This window comes from Phenylobacterium sp. LjRoot225, from assembly GCF_964252855.1.
GTDB lineage: Bacteria > Pseudomonadota > Alphaproteobacteria > Caulobacterales > Caulobacteraceae > Phenylobacterium.
The window spans coordinates 231,317-253,502 of the sequence record NZ_CAXUPL020000002.1; the positions used below are offsets into that span (position 1 = coordinate 231,317).

A 22,186-nucleotide genomic window follows, 5' to 3' on the forward strand; every position below is an offset into this window, starting at 1 on the left:
TCAACGGCTTGAGCAAACGCCGACGCGGCCGGACTGGAGAGGGTCAGGGCGGCCGTCACGGCCAGGATGCGCCACATGGGAGCGACCATACGCTGGGCGCGATGTTGGCGCGAGACCGTCGCCTCGTGTAAGCCTTCGCTATTCATGGACCGTTTCGAACCGCTGCGCCGTCGCACCATCGCCCTGGTCGGCCTCATGGGAGTAGGCAAGTCGAGCGTGGGCCGCAGGCTCGCCAATGCGCTGGGACTGCCGTTCCGCGACGTCGACTCCGAAGTCGAATCTGCAGCCGGGCGGTCGATTCCCGACATCTTCGCCGAGCTTGGCGAGCCCGCCTTCCGGGACGGCGAGCGTCGGGTGATCCAGCGCCTTCTGGACGAGCCCCCTCATGTGCTGGCCACCGGCGGCGGCGCCTTCATGGACGCCAAGACCCGCGAGATGATCAAGGCGAAGGCGGTCTCGGTCTGGCTGAAGACCGACCTGGAGGTCCTCGCCCGCCGAATCGGCCGCAAGGACACCCGCCCCCTGCTGATCGGCAAGGACCCGATGGAGGTGCTGAAGGTCCAGGCCGAAGCCCGCTATCCGACCTATGCCCAGGCCGACATCACCGTGGAGACCGGCGACGCCGCTCACCATGTCACCGTCGACCAGCTGCTCCGCGCGCTGAGCGCCTATGCCGAGGAACATTCCCAATGAGCCGCAGCGTCCCCGTGGGGCTCGGCGCGCGCGCCTATGACGTGGTGATCGGCCCGGGCCTGCTGGCCGAGGCGGGGCGCCGGATCGCGCCGCTGGCCCGCCGCAAGCGGCTGGCGGTGGTCAGCGACGAGACGGTCTGGGGCCTGCACGGGGCCGCGCTGACGGCGTCGCTGGAGGGCGCGGGCCTTGCGGTCCATCCGGTGATCGTGCCGCCCGGCGAGCAGACCAAGAGCTTCGAGGGGCTGGCCGACGTCACCGACCGGCTGCTGGCGCTGGAGCTCGACCGCGGCGACATCGTCACCGCCTTCGGCGGCGGGGTGGTCGGCGACCTCACCGGCTTCGCCGCGGCCATCTACAAGCGCGGCATCGACTTCGTGCAGATCCCCACCACCCTGCTGGCCCAGGTGGACTCCTCGGTGGGCGGCAAGACCGCGATCGACACCCCGCGCGGCAAGAATCTGGTCGGCGCCTTCCACCAGCCCAGGCTGGTGCTGGCGGACCTCGACGTGCTGTCGACCCTCTCCGACCGCGAGATGCGCGCCGGCTATTCGGAAGTGATCAAATACGGCCTGCTCGGCGATTTCGGCTTCTTCGAATGGCTGGAGACCAACAGCGCCGCGGTGCTGGCGCGCGAACCCGCAGCCCTCGCCCGCGCAGTCGCGCGGTCCGTCGAAATGAAGGCCGAGATCGTCGCCGAGGATGAAAAGGAGCAGGGTCGCCGCGCCCTCCTGAACCTCGGCCACACCTTCGGCCACGCGCTCGAGGCCGAGACCGGCTACGGCGCGGCCCTGCTGCACGGCGAAGCGGTGGCCGCCGGCCAGGCGCTCGCCTTCCGCTTCTCCGCCGCCCAAGGGCTCTGCGCCGGCCAGGACGCCGCCCGCGCCACCGCCGCCATCGCCGGGGCCGGCCTGCCCACCCGCCTGGACGAGATCGCGGGCCACCCGTTCGACGCCGCCCGCCTGGTACGGCACATGGCCCAGGACAAGAAGGCCGAAGCCGGCCAGCTGACCTTCATCCTGGCCCGCGCCCTAGGCGACGCCTTCGTGGCGAAGGACGTGGACGCCGAGGCCGTGCGCCGCTTCCTGGTCTCCGAAGGCGCCCAGATGCACGAAGGAGAAGGCAGATGACCGCCGTTCTCGCGCTCGCGCCGATCCTCTTCGGCCTGCTGGCGATCTCGGCCCTCTTCTCGGCCGCCGAGACCGCGATGACCGGGGCGAGCCGCGCCCGCATGCACCAGCTGGAGCGCGACGGCGACCGCGGCGCGCGGCGGGTGAACCGGCTGATCTCCGATCAGGAGACGATGATCGGGGCGGTCCTGCTGGGCAACAACCTGATCAACATCCTGGCCTCGGCGCTGGCGACCCAGGTGATCACCGCCGCGGTGCCGGGCGCCCTGGGCGTGGCCGTCGCCACGGGCGTGATGACGGTGCTGGTGCTGGTCTTCGCCGAGGTTCTGCCGAAGACGCTGGCGATCCTGCGCTCGGACGACGTCGCCCGCTTCCTCTCCGGCCCGACCCTGCTGGTCGTGAAGCTGTTCGGCCCGGTGATCTACACGATCCAGTGGATCGTGCGGAAAACCCTCGGCCTGTTCGGGGTGAAGCTGGGCATGGAGCTCGACGTCCTGGCCGCCCACGAGGAGATCCGCGGCGCGGTCGAGTACCACCACTCCGAAGGCCTGGTGGAGACCCACGACCGCTGGATGCTGGGCGGGGTGCTCGACCTCGCCGAAATGGACGTCAGCGAAGTGATGGTCCACCGCAAGGGGATCTCGATGATCGACGGCGACCTGCCGCCGCGGGAAATCCTCTCCGAGGCCCTCGCCAGCGCCCACTCGCGCCTGCCGATCTACCGCGAGGAGCCGGAAAACATCATCGGCGTCCTGCACGCCAAGGACCTCCTGCAGGCGCTGGCCGCCGCGGACGGCAAGATCGAGGCGCTCGACATCGCCGCCATCCTGCGCGAGCCCTGGTTCATTCCCGAGACCACCAGCCTCAAGGACCAGCTGGCCGCCTTCCTGAAGCGCCAGAACCACTTCGCCCTGGTGGTCGACGAATATGGCGCTTTGAAAGGGCTGGTGACCCTGGAGGACATCCTCGAGGAGATCGTCGGCGAGATCGAGGATGAGCACGACGTCGCGGTCGCCGGCGTCCGTCCGGGCCCGGACGGGGCTGTGATGGTCGACGGTTCGGTCACCATCCGCGACCTCAACCGCGCCATGAACTGGGACCTGCCGGACGACGAGGCGGTGACCGTCGCCGGCCTGCTGATCAACGAAGCCCAGCGGATTCCCGAAGTCGGCCAGGTCTTCACCTTCCACCGGCAGCGATTCAAGGTCGCCGAGCGCATGCGGAACCAAATCACCGTTCTGCAGATCTGGCCGCCGGTCCCCCACGATGAGTAGACTTCTGGGGCTGTGAGCGACAATCTTGCAGCCTGGGCGCGCAATCCGCCCTCCGATGCTTGACGCTCGAATCTCAAAGAGGAATCCATTTGGAACTGAACGAGGGACGGTGTCGTTTAGCTAAGCTTGATCCATTGGGGTGATCGTCCGTCCTATGTCTAAGTTCAGCGCCGCCGCCCCGCCAGATCTTACGGCGGCCCGTCGCAAGCCCTCGATGACGCCAGCTGCATCCGCGACGCGCTGCGGCTCCCTCCGAGCCGACAAACCAATCGGGGACCTCGACACTGCAAGCCGCCTTGGAGCCCGACAATGACCAATGAGCTGGACGGCCTGAGGGTGCTCGTCGTCGAAGACGAGATGATGGTCTCGATGCTGATCGAAGACATGCTGACCGATCTGGGCTGCACCATCGTCGGTCCCGCCTCACGCCTCGACGAGGCGTTGACGCTCGCCCGCGAGCTCGAGCTCGATTGCGCGGTGCTGGACGTGAACCTCGGCGGCCAGCCGATCTTCCCGCTGGCCGACCTCCTGCGGGAAAAGGGCGCGCCCTTCGCCTTCGCCACCGGCTACGGCGACGCCGGCCTGCGCGACGTCGACCGGGGCGCCCCGGTCCTGCAGAAGCCGTTCCGCGAAGCCGACCTCGCCCGGGTGCTGGGCGAGCTGAAGATCAAGGCCGGGGTTTAGGGACTGGCCCCGAATTATCGCTTTCCGTCATCGCCCGCGCAGGCTCCGCCTCTCTCCCCCACCGTCATTCCCGGCCTCGTGCCGGGAAACCATGCACATGGAGAGACGAAGATCGTCCTGCACCTTCGCCGTTCATGGGTGGCCGGGACGGGGCCCGGCCATGACGGATGGATGAGTGGGGCGTCCTACGCCTCGCCCGGCGCCAGCGCGCGGACAGAGAGCGCGTGAACTGGCCCGGCCAGCTCTTCGGAGAGCGTGCTATAGACCATCCGCTGACGGGCGACCTTGGCGGTTCCGGCGAAGGCCTCGGCCTCGATCAGCACATTGAAATGGCTCTCGCCGCCCTCGGTCGCCCCGGCGTGGCCATGATGTCGGGCGCTGTCGTCCACCACCTCCAGCCGTGTCGGCTGGAAGGCATCGGTCAACTTGTCGCGGATCACTTTAGCTATGGCGCCCATCAACGGCATCTTCAATTCTTGAACGAAAAGATCCTCCCCCCATACTGGCCACATGCCCGGCGCGTTTCAATACAAGCCTAAGTTCCTGGACATCCGTGTTCGCCCGCCCTCGAAAGCCGAGGACGAAGCGAAGGCGGCTGAACAGGACGTCAACGCCCTCAAACCGGGCGAGCGACCCTGCGACCACCCCGGGTGCCGCGCGGCGGCCAGCGCGCGCGCGCCCAAATCGCGCGAGATGCTCAGCGAGCACTACTGGTTCTGTCAGCCGCATGCGGCCGAGTACAACCGCAACTGGGACTTCTTCGCCGGCATGAGCGAAGGCGAGGTGCGCAAGCGCCAGCAGGACGACCTGTTCACCGGCGGGCGTCCGACCTGGGAAATGAAGGCCGGGCGATTCTCGCGCGAGGCTGCGAGCTTCACCGCCAAGGTCCACAAGGGCGAGGGCTACCGCGACCCCTTCAACCTGTTCGGCCGCGGCGGCGCCGGGCCGAAGCGCGCCCCGGAGCCGGAAGCGCGCAACATCGGCAAGATCGAGCGCAACGCCCTGGCCGAGCTCGATCTCGATGTGAACGCCGACGGGCCGAAGATCCGGGCCCGCTACACTGAGCTGGTGCGCCGCCTGCACCCAGACTCCAACGGCGGCGACCGCGCCGGCGAGCAGCGCCTGCAGAAAGTCATCCGCGCCTACCAGTCGCTGCGCAAGGCGGGCATGGTCTAACCCAGCGCCCGCCAGGCCACATAGCCGGCGGTGGCGATCACCATCAGGGCGAAGATCCGTCGGGCGAGGTCTGCGTGGCCGGCGAGCCGCAGCGCCAGCGGAGCGCCCGCGAACGCGCCGGCCCCGCCCCCGACCACCAGAGCGGCGAACACCGGCCAGTCGATCAGCCCGGAGGCGGCGTAGCTGGCGCTGGTCGCGGTCCCGAACAGGGCGACGGACACCAGCGAGGAGGCCGCGGCGTGGGCCAGCGTCATGCCCGTCGCCGCCATCAGGCCCGGCACGATCAGAAATCCGCCACCGATGCCGAAGAAGCCGGCGGCCAGGCCGGTGAGCAGTCCCACGGGCGCCAGCTTCCAGACAAGCGCCGGCGTCAGGTGGACGCCCGGATCCCCCGTCCCACGCTTGGGCAGGAGCATGGAGAGGCCGACCCCGGCCATGGCCGCGGCGAACCAGATCAACAGCCGCTGGCCGTCGACCTGTTTGGCGAAATGCGCGCCGGTCAGCGATCCGGCCAGGCCGGAGAGGGCGAAGACGCTGGCGCAGGGCCACTTCACCCGACCCGCCTTGGCCTGGCCGGCCAGGCCCGCCACCGCATTGACCGCGACCGCAGCCGCGGCGGTGCCGATCGCCACATGCGGGTCGCGCACTCCCACCAGATAGATCAGCAAGGGTGTCGCCAGCACCGATCCGCCGCCGCCGAAGACGGCGAGCAGCAGGCCGATGAGCGCGCCGCCGAGCGCGGCCAGGCCGTAGGCGAACAGCGGCAGGTCCATCGGCTCAGGCCGCCCGGCGCTGGTTCCAGGGCGCCAGGGCGAGCAACCGCGCCATGCCGCAGAAGCCGGTCACGCCGGCGAGCGTCAGGCCGGCTCCCACCGAGGCTGAAAGCCCGAGGAACCCCGGGTGGACGAGCAAGCCCAGCGCCACGCCCAGCAGCACCAGAGCGCCCGCGGCGATCTGCACCTGCCGCATCAGCTCGAGCGGCGCCTTGGCGTCGGTCTCGACCGGCAGGCCCGCCGCGGCCCAGGCGTCGACGCCGCCGGCCAGCATGAAGGTCTCGCCTTCCACGCAGGCCGCGAGCCGTTCGCCATTGCTCTCGGTGCGCATGCCCGAGCGGCAGGTGAAGACCACGTGCTTGGCCGGATCGACCTTCAGATGCGTAGCTTCGAAACGCGACAGCGGCAGGGGACGCGCCCCCTTCACATGGCGGCGCGCGAATTCGTCGGGTTCGCGGATGTCGACCAGGACGGCGCGGCCGGCGGCCAGCCGGTCAGCCACCTCCTTGGGGGTCAGCGGGGTCAGTCGAGCGCACATCGTGGGCCTGCTTCATGTCTGGAGGACAGAAGATCTCGGCGAGCGTCGCCACCACCTTGAGCGCGGCGGGGTCTTCGATCCGGTACCAGATGGTCTGGCCGTCACGGCGGGTCGCCACGACGCCTTCCTGGCGCAGCACCGCGAGGTGCTGGGACAGGGCCGACTGCGAGAGGCCGACGCGGGGCTGGAGCTCCCCCACCGACCGCTCGCCGTCCGCCAGCTGACACAGGATCATCAGCCGCCGTTCGTTGGCGAGCGCGCGCAGCAGCTTGGCCGCCTCCGTCGCGCTGGCCTCGAACCGGGTGATGTCGAAGTTCGTGAGATCGAACATGAGCCCAATATATTCGTTGATTCTAATTTAGCTACTTCTAATATGAAGGACGCCAAAGCGAGGCTCCGACCATGCAACCCGCCGTACAAGCCTTTTTCGATCCCGCGACCTCGACCGTCTCCTACCTGGTCTCCGACCCGCAGACCCGCGCCTGCGCTCTTATCGACCCGGTGCTGGATTTCGAGCCGAAAGGTGCGCGGCTCTCGACCGCGTCCGCCGACGCCATGCTGGCCGCCGTGCGCGAACAGGGCCTGGACCTCCGCTATGTGCTGGAGACCCACGCCCACGCCGACCACCTCTCGGCGGCCGATTACATCCGCCGCAAGACCGGCGCCCCGGTGGTGATCGGCTCACGCATCACCGAGGTGCAGAAGACCTTCATCCCGCTGTTCGAAGCTGACGACGTGGGCGCCGACGGCCAGGCCTTCGACCGGCTGGTGGAGGACGGCGCCGTCCTGCCGCTCGGCGACCTGACAATCCAGGTGCTGGAGACGCCGGGCCACACCGCCGCCTGCGTAACCTTTCTGGTCGGCGATGCGGCCTTTGTCGGCGACACCCTCTTCATGCCGGACTACGGCACGGCGCGCTCCGACTTCCCGGGCGGCGACGCGCAGGCTCTCTACCGCTCGATCCGGCGGATCCTCGCCCTTGGCCCCGAGACCCGCATCTTCGTCGGCCACGACTATCTGCCGTCCGGCCGCACCGAAGTTCGCTGGGAGAGCTCCGTCGCCGAGCAGCGGGCGGCCAACGTCCACATCCGTGACGGCGTCAGCGAGGCGGACTTCGTCACCCTGCGCAGGGCGCGCGACGCAACGCTCGCCCCGCCGGCGCTGATCCTGCCGTCGCTGCAGGTGAACATCCGCGCCGGCGCCCTGCCCCCGGCGACGGCCCAGGGCCAGGTCTATCTGAAGCTGCCGGTCACCTTCACCTGAGGGGCTGGGCCGCGAACCAGGGGATCATCCGGGCGATCGCCTCCTCCACCTCGGCGGTGGAGACGGCGAAGCTGAAGCGCATGAACCGATGGCCGTCGACCGGATCGAAGTCGAGCCCCGGCGCCGTCGCCACCCCGGTGTCGCGCAGCAGCCGCTCGCAGAAGGCCAGGCTGTCGTCGGTCAGGTGGCCGATATCGGCCCAGATGTAGAAGGCCCCGTCCGGCGGGGCGATCGAGGCGAGACCCAGTTTCGGCAGGGCCGCCAGCAGCAGCTCGCGGTTGCGCCGGTAGACCGCCACATGCCCGTCCAGCTCGTCGCGCGCGTCCATCGCCGCCAGGCCCGCGTGCTGGCTGAGCGAGGGCGCGGTGAGAAACAGGTTGCCGACATAGGCCCTCGCGCGGGCAGCGGCCTCCCCGGGGGCTGCCAGCCAGCCCAGCCGCCAGCCGGCCATACTGAAATATTTCGAGAAGCTGTTCACCACCAGCGCCCTACCGTCGAACTCCAGCATGGAGCGGGTCGCGCCCGAGTAGCTGAGCCCGTGGTAGATCTCGTCGGAGACGATACGGATCCCACGCTCCCGGCAGACCGCGGCGATGGCGGCCAGCTCGTCGGGGGCGATGATCGAGCCGGTCGGATTGGCGGGGCTGGCGACGATCACGCCCGCCGGCGCCGGATGGACCGCCGCGAGGGCCTCGGCGCTCAGCTGGTAGCCGACCTCCGCTCCGCAGGGGATCTCCACCGGCGTCATGTGCAGCGCCTTCAGCACATTGCGGTAGGCGACATAGCCTGGCCGGGCGAGCGCGATCCGGTCTCCGGGCTCGAAGGCCGAGGACAGCGCCAGCACCAGGGCCGGCGAGGCGCCGCAGGTCAGGATCACCTCTTCGGGATGGATCCGCACGCCATAGGTCTCGTCATAATGGCGGGCGATGCGGGCGGTGAGCTCGGCGCTCTCCCAGTAGCCCATGGCCTCGGCGTCCAGCACCCGGTGCGCCACCGCCAGCGCCGCCTTCGGCGCGCCGGTCGACGGCTGGCCGAATTCCATGTGCACGATCGAGCGCCCCTGCGCCTTCAGCCCGTGGGCGATACGGCTGAGCTGGATGGCGTAGAAGGGGGCTATCTCGGCGGACATCAGATGGGGTTAGCCGGGGGGCGAGCGGGCGACAAGCACCCTGCCCCCTCCCTCCCTTAATGGGGAGGGACAGCTCGCCATCGGCGAGCCGGGTGGGGAACAGCGCTTCACGCACAGCGCTCGTACCTGGACCTCAGTTCCCCAGCCCTGACCGCTTCACGGTCGTCCCCTCCCCATGAAGGGGAGGGAGGAAGGGACGCCCAGGCTTGACCTGCTCGGCGAAGGACGCGAAGCGATAGGAAAATAACGAAGATTTCGGGAGGGGCCGCATGTCGGCGACGCAAGCCGTGTCCGAGGCGGCGCCAAGCGCGGCCGCCGCCAAGGGGTCCTCGATGCGCCGGGTGCTCGCCGCGAGCCTGATCGGCACCGCCGTCGAGTATTTCGACTTCTTCATCTACGGGACCGCCGCCTCGCTGGTGCTGGGACCGCTCTACTTTCCGGACGCCTCACCGTCGGCGCAGCTGTTGAGCGCCTACGCCACCTTCGCCGTCGCCTTCTTCGCCCGGCCGCTGGGCGCGGCCTTCTTCGGCCATTTCGGCGATCGGCTCGGTCGCAAGTCGATGCTGACGGCCTCGCTGCTGGTGATGGGCCTGTCCACGGTGTTGATCGGGCTCCTGCCGACCTACGCCCAGATCGGCTGGTGGGCGCCGGCCCTGCTCTGCCTCCTGAGGTTCGGGCAAGGGCTCGGACTAGGCGGCGAATGGTGCGGCGCCTCGCTGCTGGCGATCGAACACGCCCCGCCAGGCCACCGGTCGCGCTTCGGCATGGTCCCCCAGCTCGGCGTGCCTGTGGGCTTCATCGCCGCCAACGGCCTCTTCCTGATCCTGGGTCTCCTGCTGACGCCCGAGGAATTCCGCGCATGGGGCTGGCGGCTGCCTTTCCTGGCGAGCGCCGTCCTGGTGGTGGTGGGCCTGTGGATCCGGCTGAAACTGGCCGAGACGCCCGCGTTCAAGGCCGCCCTGGCCGAGGCCCCACCGCCGCGAGCTCCCCTGCGGGAGGTGCTGGCGAATCACCCGCTGACCACCTTGGGCGGCGCAATGACTGTGATCGCCTGCTTCGCCAGCTTCTATCTGATGACCACCTTCGTGCTCGCCTATGGCGTCGGAACCCTGAGGTACGACCGCGAGGCCTTTCTCGGCGTCGAACTCGTCGCCATCGTCTTCCTGGCCGGGGGCGTCGTCGCCTCGGGCGCCTGGTCGGACGCCGCCAGTCCGCGACGGGCGCTGATGGCGGGTTGCGCGGCGACGGTGATCACCGGCCTGCTGATGCCGGCCGCCCTGGAGTCCGGCTCGCTGCTGATCATCTGCCTCTATTTGTCGACGGCCCTGTTCGTCATGGGCTTCGTCACGGGACCGCTCGGCCCCTTCCTGTCGAGCCTCTATCCGACGCGGGTGCGCTATACCGGGACGGCCGTCGCGCACAATCTGGGCGGCGTCATCGGCGGCGGCCTGGCGCCGATCATCGCCGCGGCGCTCGCACAGGACGGCGGGCTTGCGCCGGTCGGCGTCTATCTCGCCGGCGCGGCCCTGCTGTCGCTTGTCGCCCTCATCTTGCTGGCCCGTCGGCCTCGGCTGAGCAGCGCCGCCGCTTGACCTTCCGCCCCGAACGACGCGAAGCGAGACCACCAAGCCGGGGGAGAGCGTCCATGTCCGTATTGCAAGCCGCGCCCAAGGTTCTGGAACCTGGCGCGCCCTCCAACCGTCGCGTGCTGGTCGCCAGCCTGGTCGGCACGGCGGTGGAGTTCTACGACTTCTACATCTACGCGACGGCGGCCGCCCTGGTGCTGGGGCCGATGTTCTTCCCGCCGGCCTCGCCCTCGGCGCAACTGCTCAGCGCCTACGCCACCTTCGCGGTGGCCTTCTTCGCCCGGCCGCTGGGCGCGGCCTTCTTCGGCCACTTCGGCGACCGTATCGGGCGCAAGTCGACCCTGGTGGCCTCGCTGATGACCATGGGCGTCTCGACCGTGCTGATCGGCCTCTTGCCCGGCTACGCCCAGATCGGCTGGTGGGCGCCGTTCCTGCTCTGCCTGCTTCGCTTCGGCCAGGGCTTCGGGCTTGGCGGCGAATGGGGCGGCGCGGCCCTGCTGGCGGTGGAGAACGCCCCGCCCGGCTGGCGCGCGCGGTTCGGCATGTTCCCGCAACTGGGGGCTCCGGTCGGCTTCATCGCCGCCAACGGCCTCTTCCTGTTGCTGGGGCTGTTGCTGACGCCGGAGCAGTTCAAGAGCTGGGGCTGGCGGCTGCCCTTCATCGCCAGCGCCGTCCTGGTGGCGGTGGGCCTCTGGGTGCGACTGAAGCTGACCGAGACCCCGGCGTTCAAGGCCGCCCTGGCCGAAGCCCCGCCGGCCCAGGCGCCGCTCGGCGAGGTGCTCACCCGCCATCCGCTGGCGACGCTCGGCGGCACCTTCGCGGTCGTGTGCTGTTTCGCCATCTTCTACCTCTCCACCGCCTTCGCCTTGGGCTATGGCGTCGGCCACCTGAACTACAGCCGCGAGACCTTCCTGGGCGTCCAGCTGGGGGCGATCGTCTTCCTGGCGGTGGGCATCGTCGTGGCGGGCTACTGGTCGGACGCGACCAACCCGCGGCGGGTGCTGATGGCCGGCTGCGCGGCGACCGTGGCGGCGGGTTTCCTGCTCCCCGTGATGATGGGCTCGGGCAGCCTCTTCCTGATCTGGGCCTTCCTGTCGCTGGCCCTTTTCCTGATGGGCTTCGTCTACGGCCCGCTCGGCGCCTTCCTGCCCAGCCTGTTCCCGGCTCGCGTGCGCTATTCCGGCGCCTCGGTCGCCTTCAACGTCGGCGGCATCATCGGCGGCGGCCTGGCGCCGATCATAGCCGCAGCCCTCGCCGAACGGGGCGGCCTGCCGCCGGTGGGTCTCTACCTCTCGGCGGCGGCCGTGATCAGCCTGATCGCCCTGGCGCCCCTCGCCCGCCGCGCCACCCACGACCTCGGTTGAAAGCCTCGGGGCGGGCGCCCACATGAGAGCCCCTGCCCGTTCCGGCGCTGCACGCCGCGCCTGAGCGTTAAGGGGGCTAACACCTGTTTGCGTCCCGGACGCCTTGCCTGTAATCGACCCACATGGCCGCCTTTGACTCCTCCGAAGACAAGCTGATCTCGCTGACCCCGGACACGGAGGTCGACGCACGCGAGACCTTCGGCGTGGACATCGACATGAAGGTTCCGGCCTTCTCCGAGCGCGATCCGCATGTGCCCGACATCGACGCGGCCTACAAGTTCGACCCGGAGACGACCCGCGCCATCCTGGCCGGCTTCGCCTTCGACCGCCGCGTCATGGTCCAGGGCTATCACGGCACCGGCAAGTCGACCCACATCGAGCAGGTCGCAGCCCGCCTGAACTGGCCGCTGATCCGGGTGAACCTCGACAGCCACATCAGCCGGATCGACCTGGTAGGCAAGGACGCCATCGTCCTGAAGGAAGGCAAGCAGATCACCGAATTCCGCGAAGGCATCCTGCCCTGGACGATCCAGCGGCCGATCGCCCTCGTCTTCGACGAATATGACGCCGGCCGTCCGGACGTGATGTTCGTCATCCAGCGGGTGCTGGAGGCCCAGGGCAAGCTGACCCTGCTCGACCAGAACCGGGTGATCCGCGCGAACAAGTATTTCCGGCTGTTCTCGACGACCAACACGATCGGCCTGGGCGACACCACGGGGCTCTACCACGGCACCCAGCAGATCAATCAGGCGCAGATGGACCGCTGGTCGATCGTCACCACGCTCAACTACCTGAGCCACGACGTCGAGGCGGGCATCGTGCTGGCCAAGGCGCCGGCCTACGCCACCGCCGAGGGCAAGCGGACCATCAACGCCATGGTCCGGGTCGCCGACATGACCCGCAACGCCTTCATGAACGGCGACATCTCGACGGTGATGAGCCCGCGGACGGTGATCACCTGGGCGCAGAACACCGAGATCTTCGGCGGCGACATCGCGCTCGCCTTCCGCATGACCTTCCTGAACAAGTGCGACGAGCTGGAGCGCGGCACGGTCGCCGAATTCTTCCAGCGCGCCTTCGGCCAGGACCTGCCGGAAAGCACTGCCCGGGTGCGGGTGGCCTGATACGAAACGCCCGCCCCGGCAAGCCGGAGCGGGCGCGTCCATGGTTCGCCTGAGCGGTCCGGTTCGCTAGTCGCCGGTGATCTTCTTCCCGGCCATGAAGCCGAGCACCAGGAAGACCACGAAGCCGATCAGGAACAGGAAGAACAGGATCTTGGCGATCCCCGCGGCTGCGCCCGCGACGCCGCCAAAGCCCAGGGCGCCGGCGATCAGGGCGATCACGGCGAAGATCAGAGCCCATTTCAGCATCTTGCTCTCTCCTCATTCGCAAGGCCGCGAGGGCCTTCGGGGCGCAAACGTGCAGCTTCGCCTTGGTGTTCCGTGGACTGGAGAAGCGAACGCTTCGCGACCACGGACGACACGGAAGGGCCGCGCCGAGAGCGCGAGGCGGCCCACGGGCGTGGCCAATAGAGGGACTGGCCAAAAGCCAGTCGATCAGAAGCAGGCCGCTTAGCCGCCTTTGTCTCTTCCGTGTCGTCCGTGTTTTCCGTGGTTCTAAAAATCGAGCGCCGCGCCGCATACTGACGCCGGATCAAAAACCCGTCGCAAATCCTTGCTTCATCGCGCCCGCGCCCTGATCTAAGACCGCAGCGATGGCCAAGTCCCCCGAAAGCCCCGTCGAGCCCTTCAAGCGCGCGCTGGCCCACGCCGCGCGGTCGCTGGCCGAGACGTCCGACCTGGAGATCGTCTATTCCGGCGAGGGGCCGCAGCTGGTCGGCAAGCGCGCCGTCCTGCCCCACCCGCCCCGGGACATGACGCCGGCCGACGCCGCGCGCATCCGCGGCTTCGCCGACCAGATGGCGCTGCGGCTGGCTCACCACGATCCGGCGCAGCACGCCAAGGCCCGGCCGGCCTCGCCGAACGCCCAGCCGGCCTATGACTCCCTTGAGCAGGCCCGAATCGAGGCGATCGGCGCCAACGCCCTGGGCGGCGTGCGCGTGAACCTGAAGGCCGTGCTCGACCAGGCCTGGGCCCGCAAGACCGTCAACCAGGTCGAGGCGGTGGCCAATCCGCCGATGGCCGAGGTGCTGGCGCTGATGGTGCGCGAGCGGCTGACGGGCGAGGCGCCGCCGGCGGCGGCCCAGCCGCTGATCGACCTGTTCCGCGCCGACGTCGAGGCCAAGGCCGGCGCCGACCTCGACAAGCTGGTGAACGCCGTCGAGGACCAGAAGGCCTACGCCCGGATCAGCCGGGCCATCCTGCGCGACCTGCAGATGTCCGACGACATGCTCGACCAGCCGGACGAGGCCGACGACAGCGACGACAGCGAGCAGGACGGCGAACCCGAGGCCGACGAGGCGGACGACAACAGCGAGAACGAGGGCCAGTCGCCCCAGGCCTCCGCCCCGGAGGAAGGCGAGACCCAGCGCCAGGAAACCGACGACGCCGACAGCCAGACGATGGAGGCCCAGGACAGCGCCGACTCCGAGGACTCCGAGGAACAGCCGGAGATGGGCGAAGGCGAGCAGCCCGCCCGTCCAGAGATGAAGGGCGAGGGCAAGCCGGTCACCTACAAGGTCTTCAGCACCTCACATGACGAGATCGTCGCCGCCGAGGAGCTGTGCGACACCGAGGAGCTGGGGCGGTTGCGCGCCTACCTCGACCAGCAGCTGGCGAGCCTGTCCAACGTTGTCTCGCGCCTGGCCAACCGCCTGCAGCGGAAACTGCTGGCCCAGCAGAACCGCGCCTGGAGCTTCGACCTCGAGGAAGGCATCCTCGACGTCGCGCGGCTGACCCGGGTGATCACCGACCCCACCGCCCCCCTCTCCTTCAAGGAGGAGGACGACACCGAATTCCGCGACACTGTCGTCACCATCCTGATCGACAATTCCGGCTCGATGCGCGGGCGGCCGATCATGGTCGCGGCGGTTTGCGCCGACATCCTGGCCCGCACCCTGGAGCGCTGCGGGGTCAAGACCGAGATCCTCGGCTTCACCACCCGCGCCTGGAAAGGCGGGCAAAGCCGCGAGGAATGGCTGAAGGCCGGCAAGCCCGCCCAGCCCGGCCGGCTGAACGACCTGCGCCACATCATCTACAAGGCCGCCGACGCGCCCTGGCGGCGGGCGCGCCGCAACCTCGGCCTGATGATGCGCGAGGGGCTCCTGAAGGAGAACATCGACGGCGAGGCCCTGCTCTGGGCGCACCATCGGCTGATCGGCCGGCCGGAGGCGCGGCGCATCCTGATGGTCATATCCGACGGGGCGCCGGTCGACGACTCCACCCTCTCGGTGAACTCCGGCCACTATCTGGAGCGCCACCTGCGCGAGGTGATCGCCGAGATCGAGGCCAAGAGCCCGGTGCAGCTGATCGCCATCGGCATCGGCCACGATGTCACCCGCTACTACCGCCGCGCCGTCACCATCGTCGATGTCGAGCAGCTGGCCGGCGCCATCGTCGAGCAGCTCGCCGAACTGTTCGAGGAAGTGCCGCGCAAGGCCAGCCGCGGGGGCGCCGGCCTGCTGCCGCCGCCGCCCAATACCCACGGCCCCACCGGCGGCATGCGCCGCTCCACCTTCAAGGAAGTGCGAAGGGCGGTGGCTTGAGGCCCTGGGCGGCGCGGCGGGCCGCGGCCGCCCTCGCGGTTCTCGCCCTCTGCGCCTGCACGGCCCAGTCCGGCCTGCCCGCCCATCCCGTCACCGCCGAGCCGCGGGTCGCGATCCGCGCCAGCCCTGTCCGGCTCTCCGCCGAGGGCACGCGGCCGGAACGGATCGGTGCCTTCGTCTATGCCGGCGGCCTGCAGCTCACCTCGCCCGACACCTCGCGGCTCCACGGCCTCTCCGACCTCAAGGTCTGGCCCGACGGCCGGATGTTGTCGGTCACCGACGAAGGCGACGTCTTCGAAGCCCGTCTCATCCTCGACCGGAAGGGACGGCTCGCCGGCGTCGCCGGCGGCAAGCTCTGGCCGCTGCCCGCCGAGAACAGCCAGCCGCTCTCGGCGCTCGGCAAGCAGGAGTCCGACGCCGAGGGCATAGCCGAACTGCCGGGCGGCGCGCGGCTGGTCAGCCTGGAGCGAGACGACCGCATCCTGCTCTATCCCGCCGGCGGCGGCTCGCCGCGCCGCGCCCCTTCGCCCAATGTGAGCTTCCCCGACAATCTCGGCATGGAGGCGCTCGCCCAGGATCCCGCGGCCGGCGCCGACGCCTATATCGTCGGCGGCGAGGCCAGCGGCCAGACCTGGCTCTGCCGCCTGACCTCCGGCTGCGTCGCCACCGCTCAGGTGGCCAGGCCCGACGAATTCGCGCTGACGGCGGTCGCCCCCCTGCCGGGCGGCGGGCGGGTCTATCTGCTGCGCGCCTTCAGCCTCCTGCAGGGCATGCGGATCACCTTGCGCATTGTCGGCGCCGACGGGACCACCCTGGACGAGCTTCGGCTGGCCGCCCCGCTGACCGTCGACAATTTCGAAGGGGTGGCCGCCCTGCCCCGACCCGACGGGTCGCTGCGCCTCTACCTGCTGTCCGACGACAACTTCTCCAAGCTCCAGCGGACGCTGCTTCTGGCGTTCGACTGGCGGCCGCCTGGGCGCACAGGGCGTCGCGGTCCCTAATCATCGCCCGAGCCCTCATCTGTCGCACTCGCGGCGTCACAAGACGGCGCGGGAGTTCCGCGCAAGCGGCAACCAGACCGCGAAACAGGCGCCGGAACGGTCCAGCCTGTTCTCGGCGGTGATGAGTCCGCCGTGCGCCTCGGCGAGCTTGGCGGCGAGCGTCAGCCGGCTCGTCGATCTCGGCGCCCTTCTCAGCCCGGCGGTGGCGGACTTGCGCGCCGTGGTGCAGGCGCGGGGCGTGCGGCTTCTGGAGAACTATGAGCCCGCGCTGGTGCACGGCGATCCGATCCGGCTGGTCCAGGTCTTCACCAACATTCTGACCAATGCGGTCAAGCACGCGCCGCAGGACTGCGAGGTCAATGTCGTCGTCAGGGTCACGGGACGTTGGGTGGTGACGCACATCCTCGACGAGGGTCCGGGGTTCGCGCCGAGCGATGCGGCGCTGCTCTTCGCCCCGTTCTGGCGCGCCGTCGCCAACAAGGATGCAAGCCGCCCGGGCTCCGGCATGGGGCTGCCGCTGGCGGCCAAGCTCGCCGAGGCTCACAGCGGACACATCCGGGCCGAGAACCGCCACGACCGTTCGGGCGCCTGCTTCTCCGTCTGGCTGCCGCTCGCCCTGCCGCCGCGCGCCGCCTCATGACACGGCGGTCGGGCCCACGCCCTTCCGGCCGATCGTATCCGGACCGAAGTGGCGGTGGAGATCAGGGCGGTCTCGTCGTCCTCCTCAACGCATCGGTGTCGTCGTAAGAGCGCTAAATTCCTACTTATTTGATGTGCTTTGTGGAAAGTCTCAGATTCCCGCGCGGTCGCGTGAAGCACGAGCCTGGAGAGGACCGAATGAAGCAGCAGCAGCCCTTGCGGGCGATCATCCCGCTCGCAGCCGCATTCGCGGCTGTGGCGACAGCGGCTCAAGCGCCGCCCGCCCGCGCCGAGCCCTCCGCCGCTCCGTCCCCGCCCGTATCGGCCGCACCGGAGGGTTGGACCGAACTGGTGGACAGCCTGCGGACCTTGCCGGAGCGGATCCTCGCCAAGCTGCCGGAAGATCAGCGCAACGACCCCCAGGTACGACAGGAAGTCGGCCGGCTGGCGCTGGAGGCCCTGGCGGCCTCCAGCCTGGACGCCATCGCCAGCGACGGCGATCATCCGGCTTTCATACCGCAGATCGGCCAGACGCTGAACGTCGGCCAGCCCAATGCGGACACCATCTACCGCTCCACCAGCATCACGCCCGGCGGAACCTATCGCCTGCGCGGCCGCCGCGGGTCCCTGCCGATCTTCAACGTCGCCCAGTCGTTTCCCACGCCGAACGAGGCGGGCGCCACGACGGGCCAGGTGCGCCTGCCCGCCGCCTTCAATGACTTCAACGCCCTGCACGTCGACAAGAGCGGCCGCTTCGACGTGATCCTCAGCCCTGAACGGCCGGCCGGCTACACCGGCGACTGGTGGAAGCTCGACCCTCGGGCGGTCCGGCTCCTGATGCGAATGGTGAGTTCCGATTGGGGCAAGGAGGAACAACCGACCGTATCGATCGAGCGCCTGGATGGTCCGGCGACGCGGCCCCGCCCGCCCGCCGCCGAGCTCGAGCAGCGATTGCGGCGCCTCCCCGGCGCCACCGACTTCATCGCCCTGCTGCTGGTCCGGCGGGTCGAGAGTCTGAGGGAGCAGGGCTTCGTCAATCGCCTGAAGGTGATGACCTCGATGGGCCAGGTTCCGGGTCAGTTCTATTACGAGGGAGCCTACGAGCTGGCCGACAGCGAAGCGCTCATCCTTGAGGCCAAGGTCCCGCAGGCCTGCCGATACCGCTCGCTGCTGCTGACCAATGAACTCTACGAGACAACCGACTGGATCAATAACCAGTCGAGCCTGAACGACGCCCAGGCCAAGCCGGACAAGGACGGCGTGCTGCGCGTCGTGGTCTCCGCCAAGGATCCCGGCGTACCGAACTGGCTCGACACTGCGGGCTACCCGCGGGGCATCGTGCAGGGGCGCTGGACAGGGTGCAGCGCCCAGCCGATTCCGACCGCTCGCAAGGTCGCGCTTGGCGAAGTCCGCGCCGCCCTGCCGCCGGAGACCCGGACCATCTCACAGCAGGAGCGCGAGCGGGTCATCCGGGAGCGGCGCGCCGCCTACCAGCAACGTCCGCTCTGGTGAAGGCGACGAACTGACGGCGTGGCGTCAGGCCCAGAAGGCCCGCCGCTCCGGATCAGGGTCGGTGACGACATGACTGGGGGCGTCGAAGATCATGGTCTCGCGGCGTTTCACGTCGTAGCGCGGCCAGGCCAATCCGGTTTGCGAGGGGTCGCCCGTCCGGGCGAAGTTGATCCAGGCCTGAGACATCTGGGCGGCCAGCTGCTTTGGCTCGGGCCCCGTCCCCAGCAGGGCGGCCGCCTTGTCGGCGTTGTCGAAGCCCAGCGGCGTGTCGAGGCCGTGAGGCGCCCGCAACACGCCGCCCATGACCGGCGTCTCCCAGTCCAGCCGGTACATGTAGACGGGCGCCGCCGTCTGCGCAGCCTTGCGCTCGGCCTCGACGATGGAGTTGGTGCGCATCATCAGGTCGGTCATCAGCGCGGTGACCCAGTAGGTCGGCGGGTCGTCGGGCCGAAGCGACCGATAGGTCTCGAACGCGGCCTGGCCGCGCGGACCCAGCATCGTCTGGAAACGCCCGCGCGCCTCCTCCGCCGTCAGCTTGCCGAAGCCAGGATCCGCGGCGAAGAACAGAGCGCCTTCGTCCTTGTTCGTGCCGATGATGACCGGCACGTCGCGCGAGAGCTCCGGCGCCGTCGGCTGGAACGGATGGGCGGGCAGAGCCCGGCCGTCCACCACGGGCGCCAGCGTCCGCCCCGTGAGGCCGCCGCCGGAGCTTTGCGCCGCCGTGGCGGCCTTGATGAGGCGGGCCCGGTCGAGCCTCTGCAGCTGGTGGACGTCAGATTTCGCCACACCGAGCGCGGCGAGCGTGCGCTCTGCGAGCTCCGCGGCGTCGCCCTTGGCGACCGCGGTGACCGCTGGCCCGCTTTGCTGGATGGCCTTGTGGAACAGCCCCTTGGCGGGCGGCATACCTAAGAGGACGCCGGCCTTCATGCCGCCGCCGCTCTCGCCGAACAGGGTGACGTTGCCCGGATCGCCGCCGAAGCTGGCGATATTGTCCCGCACCCATTGCAGCGCGAGGACGATGTCGAGCTGCCCGACGTTGCCGGAATCGGCGAAGTCGTCGTGCAGCGCGCCGAGATAGAGGTAGCCCAGCGCATTCAGGCGATGGTTCAGGGTCACCACGACGACGTCGCCGCGCCGGCACAGCGCGCTTCCGTCGTAGAGCGGCGAGTCGCCTGACCCGAGCGCGAAGCCGCCGCCGTGCAGCCAGACCATCACCGGACGTCGCCGCTGACGAGAGGCCTCGGGCGTGAAGACGTTGAGGAAGAGACAGTCCTCGCTCTCCGGGGGCAGGTGCTCCATGCCGCCGCCGAACAGCGTGCCCAGCATCCGGAGAAATTCGGGATTGGTCCCTGCGCCGGGACGGCCTGCGCCAATGCTCAGCGAGCCCTGCGGGGCGCGGGATCCGAAGGTGAAACAGTCGCGCACGCCGGCCCATGGCGCGGGAGGCCGGGCGGGCTGGAAGCGGCGCCCGCCGGTATCCTCCCCATAGGGAATGCCGACAAAGCTCGACACGCCGCCGCTGCGTTTGCCACGCACCTTGCCTGAGGCCGTCTCCACCGATCCGCTCACCGCGCCCTCCTGGGCCGCCGCCGCGAAACCGAAGCCATTCAGCGCGACCGATCCGAGGACGCCCGTCGCGAGCGCGTGTCTCCGCGTAACCTTGGCCATGACCCCTCCCCCATATTTCAGACGCTCTCTGCTGGCGTCGCTTCGTTATAGACCGCTATAATCGGCACATTATTGCGCCCGTCAATCCATTATAGCGGGACATTCCGGCCAAACATGCTCCAATAATATGCACATAATTATTGGCGCGGAACGCTGGCCGTATCCATGACGCCGGGGGACTGGGAGGACAGGCGACGCAAGAGCGCGCCCGGTTTGTCGGTCAGCCAAGGCCCCGATCTGGAGAGCTGCCGCCCCGGCCGAGCCCGCAGTTGCGGGCTATAATCAGATCGGGGCGGGCGCTGGGCTCTTCTTGGAGCGGTGCTTGGTGACGAGGTGCACGACCCCAGACACCGCACCCATATAGGCCGCAGCAAGGAGCAATGACTCCGCCATGACGACGACATTGCTTGCGATCTTCAGGTCGGGAATCGTCGCCACGGTCAGGAACAGCATGGTGGAGTTGTTCACAACCAGCCGAGCATGCCCGCGCATGAAGCAGAACAGGACGGCCACAAGAGCTGCGAAGGCGATGACTGTACCTGCCTGTCCGACCAGCGGCGGCATGGCGATCAGCAGCCAGGCGAGCAGGATACCGCCTACCCCGCCAAGCACGGACGGAAGAAAGGCCTTGGGATCCTGGTGAAGAATGGCGGCCCAGTAGACCAGGAACAGAAAGCCGACGTAGGCCATGCCGACGCCCAGCAAATGGTAGAGGCCAAAAAGGCCGGCCATGAACGGAACGACGCCAACGATCAGCAGCAAGGTGGCGCCGATGCTTGGCCTTTTATTCGACGAGTCCATCGCGCTCTCCACAACACTCTCCTGCATGCTCGATCTAACCGAGGATGTCGAGGCGCTCAAAAAGAGCTGGGATCGCGCCTCGGCGATCCCAGCATTGATCAGTCACAGGATGACCGCGGGCGGCCCGCGTCAGGTCGCAGCGGCTCGGACGGGGATCCTGTAGCGGTCGCAGTAGTCTTTGAAATGCTCGCGGACCCCAGCGTCGGTGAGGCCGAACTCGGCCAGACTGTAGGTGTGCTTTCCGTGCTTTCCCTGCGGGTTGTTGGCCAGCAAGCTGGTCATCGCCGCCTCGGCCTCGGGCGTGAGCTCCTCGTCGAAATGGGCGTAGAGCCTGCGCATCACGCCGACCGGATCGCGCAGCTGGTCCGCGTACTGGATATCGAAGATCGAATCCTCGCCGTGCTTGTCGCGGAAGGCGTTCTGGCGGGTGATCATGTGATCGAAGGTCTCGATCATCTGTTCGGCGATCTCACGCAGGTCGACATCATCGCTGAACATCGGCCGCACGTGCCGGATCAGGCTGCAGGCGGAGCCCACGACCTCGACCGGATCGCGATGGGTCATCACCAGCTGCGCGTCCGGATAGACCGTCGTCAGGTCGTCGAGGAACAGCGGGTGCCAGGGGTTCTTCAGCGTCCAGCGGCCGCCGTTGTTCGCCTGCAACAGCTGCAGCAGCTGCTTGTGGAAGCGGAACGCCGGCAGGTAGCTGGTCTTCAGGAACCAGTCCCGATAGCTCGGAATGCGCACGTTGGCGTCGAAGATCTGGGCGCTGAATGACAGCGCCATCGCGTACTGGCATTCCGTCGGGCTGTCGGCGTCCTCGTAGTGGATCGCTGCGATCTGCGGCGCGTGCTTGATCGCGAAGGCGAGCCGCTCCTGCTCGGCGATGAAGCGCGGATCGGTGTGCAGTTCGCCGGCCTGCGCCGGCGGCGCGGAGTTGAGCGCCTCCCACCGCAGCAGGCAGCGTCGCGCCGGGTCGGCGCTCAGCAGATTGATGGTGAGGGTCGTGCCGGTGCGCGGCAGGCCGAAGACGAACAGCGGCTTCTCGACGGGGCGCTCGAGCAGCTCGGGATGACGCTTCAGATAGTCGACGATGCGCAGCCGGTTGGACAGGGTCCCGACGATTGTCGCCTGCCACCGCTGGGCGCCGACGTCCGAGAGGCGGGCCTCCTCGTTCGAGGCCTTGATCAGCACCTCTAGGCCTTCGAGCACGGACGGATCGCCGAGGTCGGTCAGTCCCGTGGCCTCTTGCGCCTTGGCGATAATCTCGTCGACCTGCATTCAATCTCTCTCC

Annotated in this window: 22 protein-coding genes; 13 read left to right on the forward strand and 9 right to left on the reverse strand. The window is 69.0% G+C overall.

Annotated features, from left to right (window positions below; all coding sequences use genetic code 11):
• Positions 1 to 144 precede the first annotated feature (144 nt).
• The 4 genes from ACSQ2B_RS11375 (at position 145) to ACSQ2B_RS11390 (ending at position 3,778) form a co-directional block, all read left to right on the forward strand.
• A complete protein-coding gene (locus ACSQ2B_RS11375) occupies positions 145 to 693 on the forward strand; it encodes a shikimate kinase (RefSeq protein ID WP_436049911.1) in 549 nt (182 codons plus the stop codon).
• Positions 690 to 1,820 (forward strand): 3-dehydroquinate synthase, encoded by a 1,131-nt coding sequence (gene aroB / locus ACSQ2B_RS11380; protein WP_436049912.1) that lies wholly within the window; start codon positions 690 to 692, stop codon positions 1,818 to 1,820. Before ACSQ2B_RS11375 ends, aroB begins: the two co-directional genes overlap by 4 nt.
• Complete coding sequence (locus ACSQ2B_RS11385; protein WP_436049913.1) at positions 1,817 to 3,094, forward strand: HlyC/CorC family transporter; 1,278 nt, start codon at positions 1,817 to 1,819, stop codon at positions 3,092 to 3,094. Before aroB ends, ACSQ2B_RS11385 begins: the two co-directional genes overlap by 4 nt.
• Positions 3,095 to 3,403: 309 nt before the next feature.
• Positions 3,404 to 3,778, forward strand: a complete 375-nt coding sequence (locus tag ACSQ2B_RS11390; RefSeq protein WP_436049915.1) for a response regulator — start codon at positions 3,404 to 3,406, stop codon at positions 3,776 to 3,778.
• 185 nt (positions 3,779 to 3,963) lie between these two features.
• On the opposite strand, the gene ACSQ2B_RS11395 is transcribed toward ACSQ2B_RS11390, so the two are convergent.
• Complete coding sequence (locus ACSQ2B_RS11395; RefSeq protein ID WP_436051009.1) at positions 3,964 to 4,236, reverse strand: BolA family protein; 273 nt, start codon at positions 4,234 to 4,236, stop codon at positions 3,964 to 3,966.
• Between the two features lie 235 nt (positions 4,237 to 4,471).
• On the opposite strand from ACSQ2B_RS11395, the gene ACSQ2B_RS11400 reads away from it, so the two are divergent.
• Positions 4,472 to 4,954: a J domain-containing protein gene (locus tag ACSQ2B_RS11400; protein WP_436049917.1), complete on the forward strand. Its 483-nt coding sequence runs from the start codon at positions 4,472 to 4,474 to the stop codon at positions 4,952 to 4,954.
• Here ACSQ2B_RS11400 and ACSQ2B_RS11405 read toward each other — a convergent pair.
• From ACSQ2B_RS11405 to ACSQ2B_RS11415, 3 genes are read right to left on the reverse strand one after another with little or no spacing between them, the layout of a single operon-like run.
• Positions 4,951 to 5,727 (reverse strand): sulfite exporter TauE/SafE family protein, encoded by a 777-nt coding sequence (locus ACSQ2B_RS11405; protein WP_436049919.1) that lies wholly within the window; start codon positions 5,725 to 5,727, stop codon positions 4,951 to 4,953. The genes ACSQ2B_RS11400 and ACSQ2B_RS11405 overlap by 4 nt on opposite strands.
• Before the next feature lie 4 nt (positions 5,728 to 5,731).
• Entirely contained in the window at positions 5,732 to 6,265 is a 534-nt protein-coding gene (locus ACSQ2B_RS11410) for a rhodanese-like domain-containing protein (RefSeq protein ID WP_436049920.1), read from the reverse strand.
• Complete coding sequence (locus ACSQ2B_RS11415; RefSeq protein WP_436049921.1) at positions 6,222 to 6,596, reverse strand: ArsR/SmtB family transcription factor; 375 nt, start codon at positions 6,594 to 6,596, stop codon at positions 6,222 to 6,224. The genes ACSQ2B_RS11410 and ACSQ2B_RS11415 overlap by 44 nt, the downstream gene beginning before the upstream one ends.
• A 71-nt stretch (positions 6,597 to 6,667) precedes the next feature.
• Between ACSQ2B_RS11415 and ACSQ2B_RS11420 the strand changes: the two genes are divergently transcribed.
• Positions 6,668 to 7,528, forward strand: coding sequence for an MBL fold metallo-hydrolase (locus ACSQ2B_RS11420; RefSeq protein ID WP_436049923.1), 861 nt, complete (start codon positions 6,668 to 6,670; stop codon positions 7,526 to 7,528).
• Here the strand turns inward: ACSQ2B_RS11420 and ACSQ2B_RS11425 are convergent.
• The gene (locus ACSQ2B_RS11425; RefSeq protein ID WP_436049924.1) at positions 7,521 to 8,657 is read right to left on the reverse strand and encodes a pyridoxal phosphate-dependent aminotransferase; all 1,137 of its coding nucleotides are present in this window, start codon (positions 8,655 to 8,657) and stop codon (positions 7,521 to 7,523) included. The genes ACSQ2B_RS11420 and ACSQ2B_RS11425 overlap by 8 nt on opposite strands.
• Positions 8,658 to 8,926: 269 nt before the next feature.
• Between ACSQ2B_RS11425 and ACSQ2B_RS11430 the strand changes: the two genes are divergently transcribed.
• From ACSQ2B_RS11430 to cobS, 3 genes are all read left to right on the forward strand, one after another.
• Positions 8,927 to 10,249 (forward strand): MFS transporter, encoded by a 1,323-nt coding sequence (locus ACSQ2B_RS11430; protein WP_436049925.1) that lies wholly within the window; start codon positions 8,927 to 8,929, stop codon positions 10,247 to 10,249.
• A gap of 53 nt (positions 10,250 to 10,302) precedes the next feature.
• Positions 10,303 to 11,607: an MFS transporter gene (locus ACSQ2B_RS11435; RefSeq protein ID WP_436049927.1), complete on the forward strand. Its 1,305-nt coding sequence runs from the start codon at positions 10,303 to 10,305 to the stop codon at positions 11,605 to 11,607.
• A 122-nt stretch (positions 11,608 to 11,729) separates the two neighbouring features.
• A complete protein-coding gene (gene cobS, locus ACSQ2B_RS11440; protein ID WP_436049928.1) occupies positions 11,730 to 12,731 on the forward strand; it encodes a cobaltochelatase subunit CobS in 1,002 nt (333 codons plus the stop codon).
• Between the two features lie 66 nt (positions 12,732 to 12,797).
• Here cobS and ACSQ2B_RS11445 read toward each other — a convergent pair whose 3' ends face one another.
• Positions 12,798 to 12,977 (reverse strand): DUF1328 domain-containing protein, encoded by a 180-nt coding sequence (locus ACSQ2B_RS11445; protein ID WP_436049929.1) that lies wholly within the window; start codon positions 12,975 to 12,977, stop codon positions 12,798 to 12,800.
• Between the two features lie 344 nt (positions 12,978 to 13,321).
• On the opposite strand from ACSQ2B_RS11445, the gene cobT reads away from it, so the two are divergent.
• From cobT to ACSQ2B_RS11465, 4 genes are all read left to right on the forward strand, one after another.
• The gene (gene cobT, locus ACSQ2B_RS11450; protein WP_436049930.1) at positions 13,322 to 15,271 is read left to right on the forward strand and encodes a cobaltochelatase subunit CobT; all 1,950 of its coding nucleotides are present in this window, start codon (positions 13,322 to 13,324) and stop codon (positions 15,269 to 15,271) included.
• The gene (locus ACSQ2B_RS11455; protein ID WP_436049931.1) at positions 15,268 to 16,272 is read left to right on the forward strand and encodes an esterase-like activity of phytase family protein; all 1,005 of its coding nucleotides are present in this window, start codon (positions 15,268 to 15,270) and stop codon (positions 16,270 to 16,272) included. Before cobT ends, ACSQ2B_RS11455 begins: the two co-directional genes overlap by 4 nt.
• A gap of 121 nt (positions 16,273 to 16,393) precedes the next feature.
• Positions 16,394 to 16,912: a sensor histidine kinase gene (locus tag ACSQ2B_RS11460; protein WP_436049932.1), complete on the forward strand. Its 519-nt coding sequence runs from the start codon at positions 16,394 to 16,396 to the stop codon at positions 16,910 to 16,912.
• A 197-nt stretch (positions 16,913 to 17,109) separates the two neighbouring features.
• Positions 17,110 to 18,423, forward strand: a complete 1,314-nt coding sequence (locus ACSQ2B_RS11465) for a hypothetical protein (RefSeq protein ID WP_436049933.1) — start codon at positions 17,110 to 17,112, stop codon at positions 18,421 to 18,423.
• 24 nt (positions 18,424 to 18,447) lie between these two features.
• Here ACSQ2B_RS11465 and ACSQ2B_RS11470 read toward each other — a convergent pair whose 3' ends face one another.
• From ACSQ2B_RS11470 to ACSQ2B_RS11480, 3 genes are all read right to left on the reverse strand, one after another.
• On the reverse strand, positions 18,448 to 20,091 hold the full coding sequence (locus ACSQ2B_RS11470; RefSeq protein WP_436049934.1) for a carboxylesterase/lipase family protein: 1,644 nt from the start codon (positions 20,089 to 20,091) through the stop codon (positions 18,448 to 18,450).
• Positions 20,092 to 20,373: 282 nt separating this feature from the next.
• Complete coding sequence (locus tag ACSQ2B_RS11475; RefSeq protein ID WP_436049935.1) at positions 20,374 to 20,892, reverse strand: hypothetical protein; 519 nt, start codon at positions 20,890 to 20,892, stop codon at positions 20,374 to 20,376.
• A gap of 129 nt (positions 20,893 to 21,021) precedes the next feature.
• The gene (locus ACSQ2B_RS11480; RefSeq protein WP_436049937.1) at positions 21,022 to 22,173 is read right to left on the reverse strand and encodes a sulfotransferase family protein; all 1,152 of its coding nucleotides are present in this window, start codon (positions 22,171 to 22,173) and stop codon (positions 21,022 to 21,024) included.
• Positions 22,174 to 22,186 lie beyond the last annotated feature (13 nt).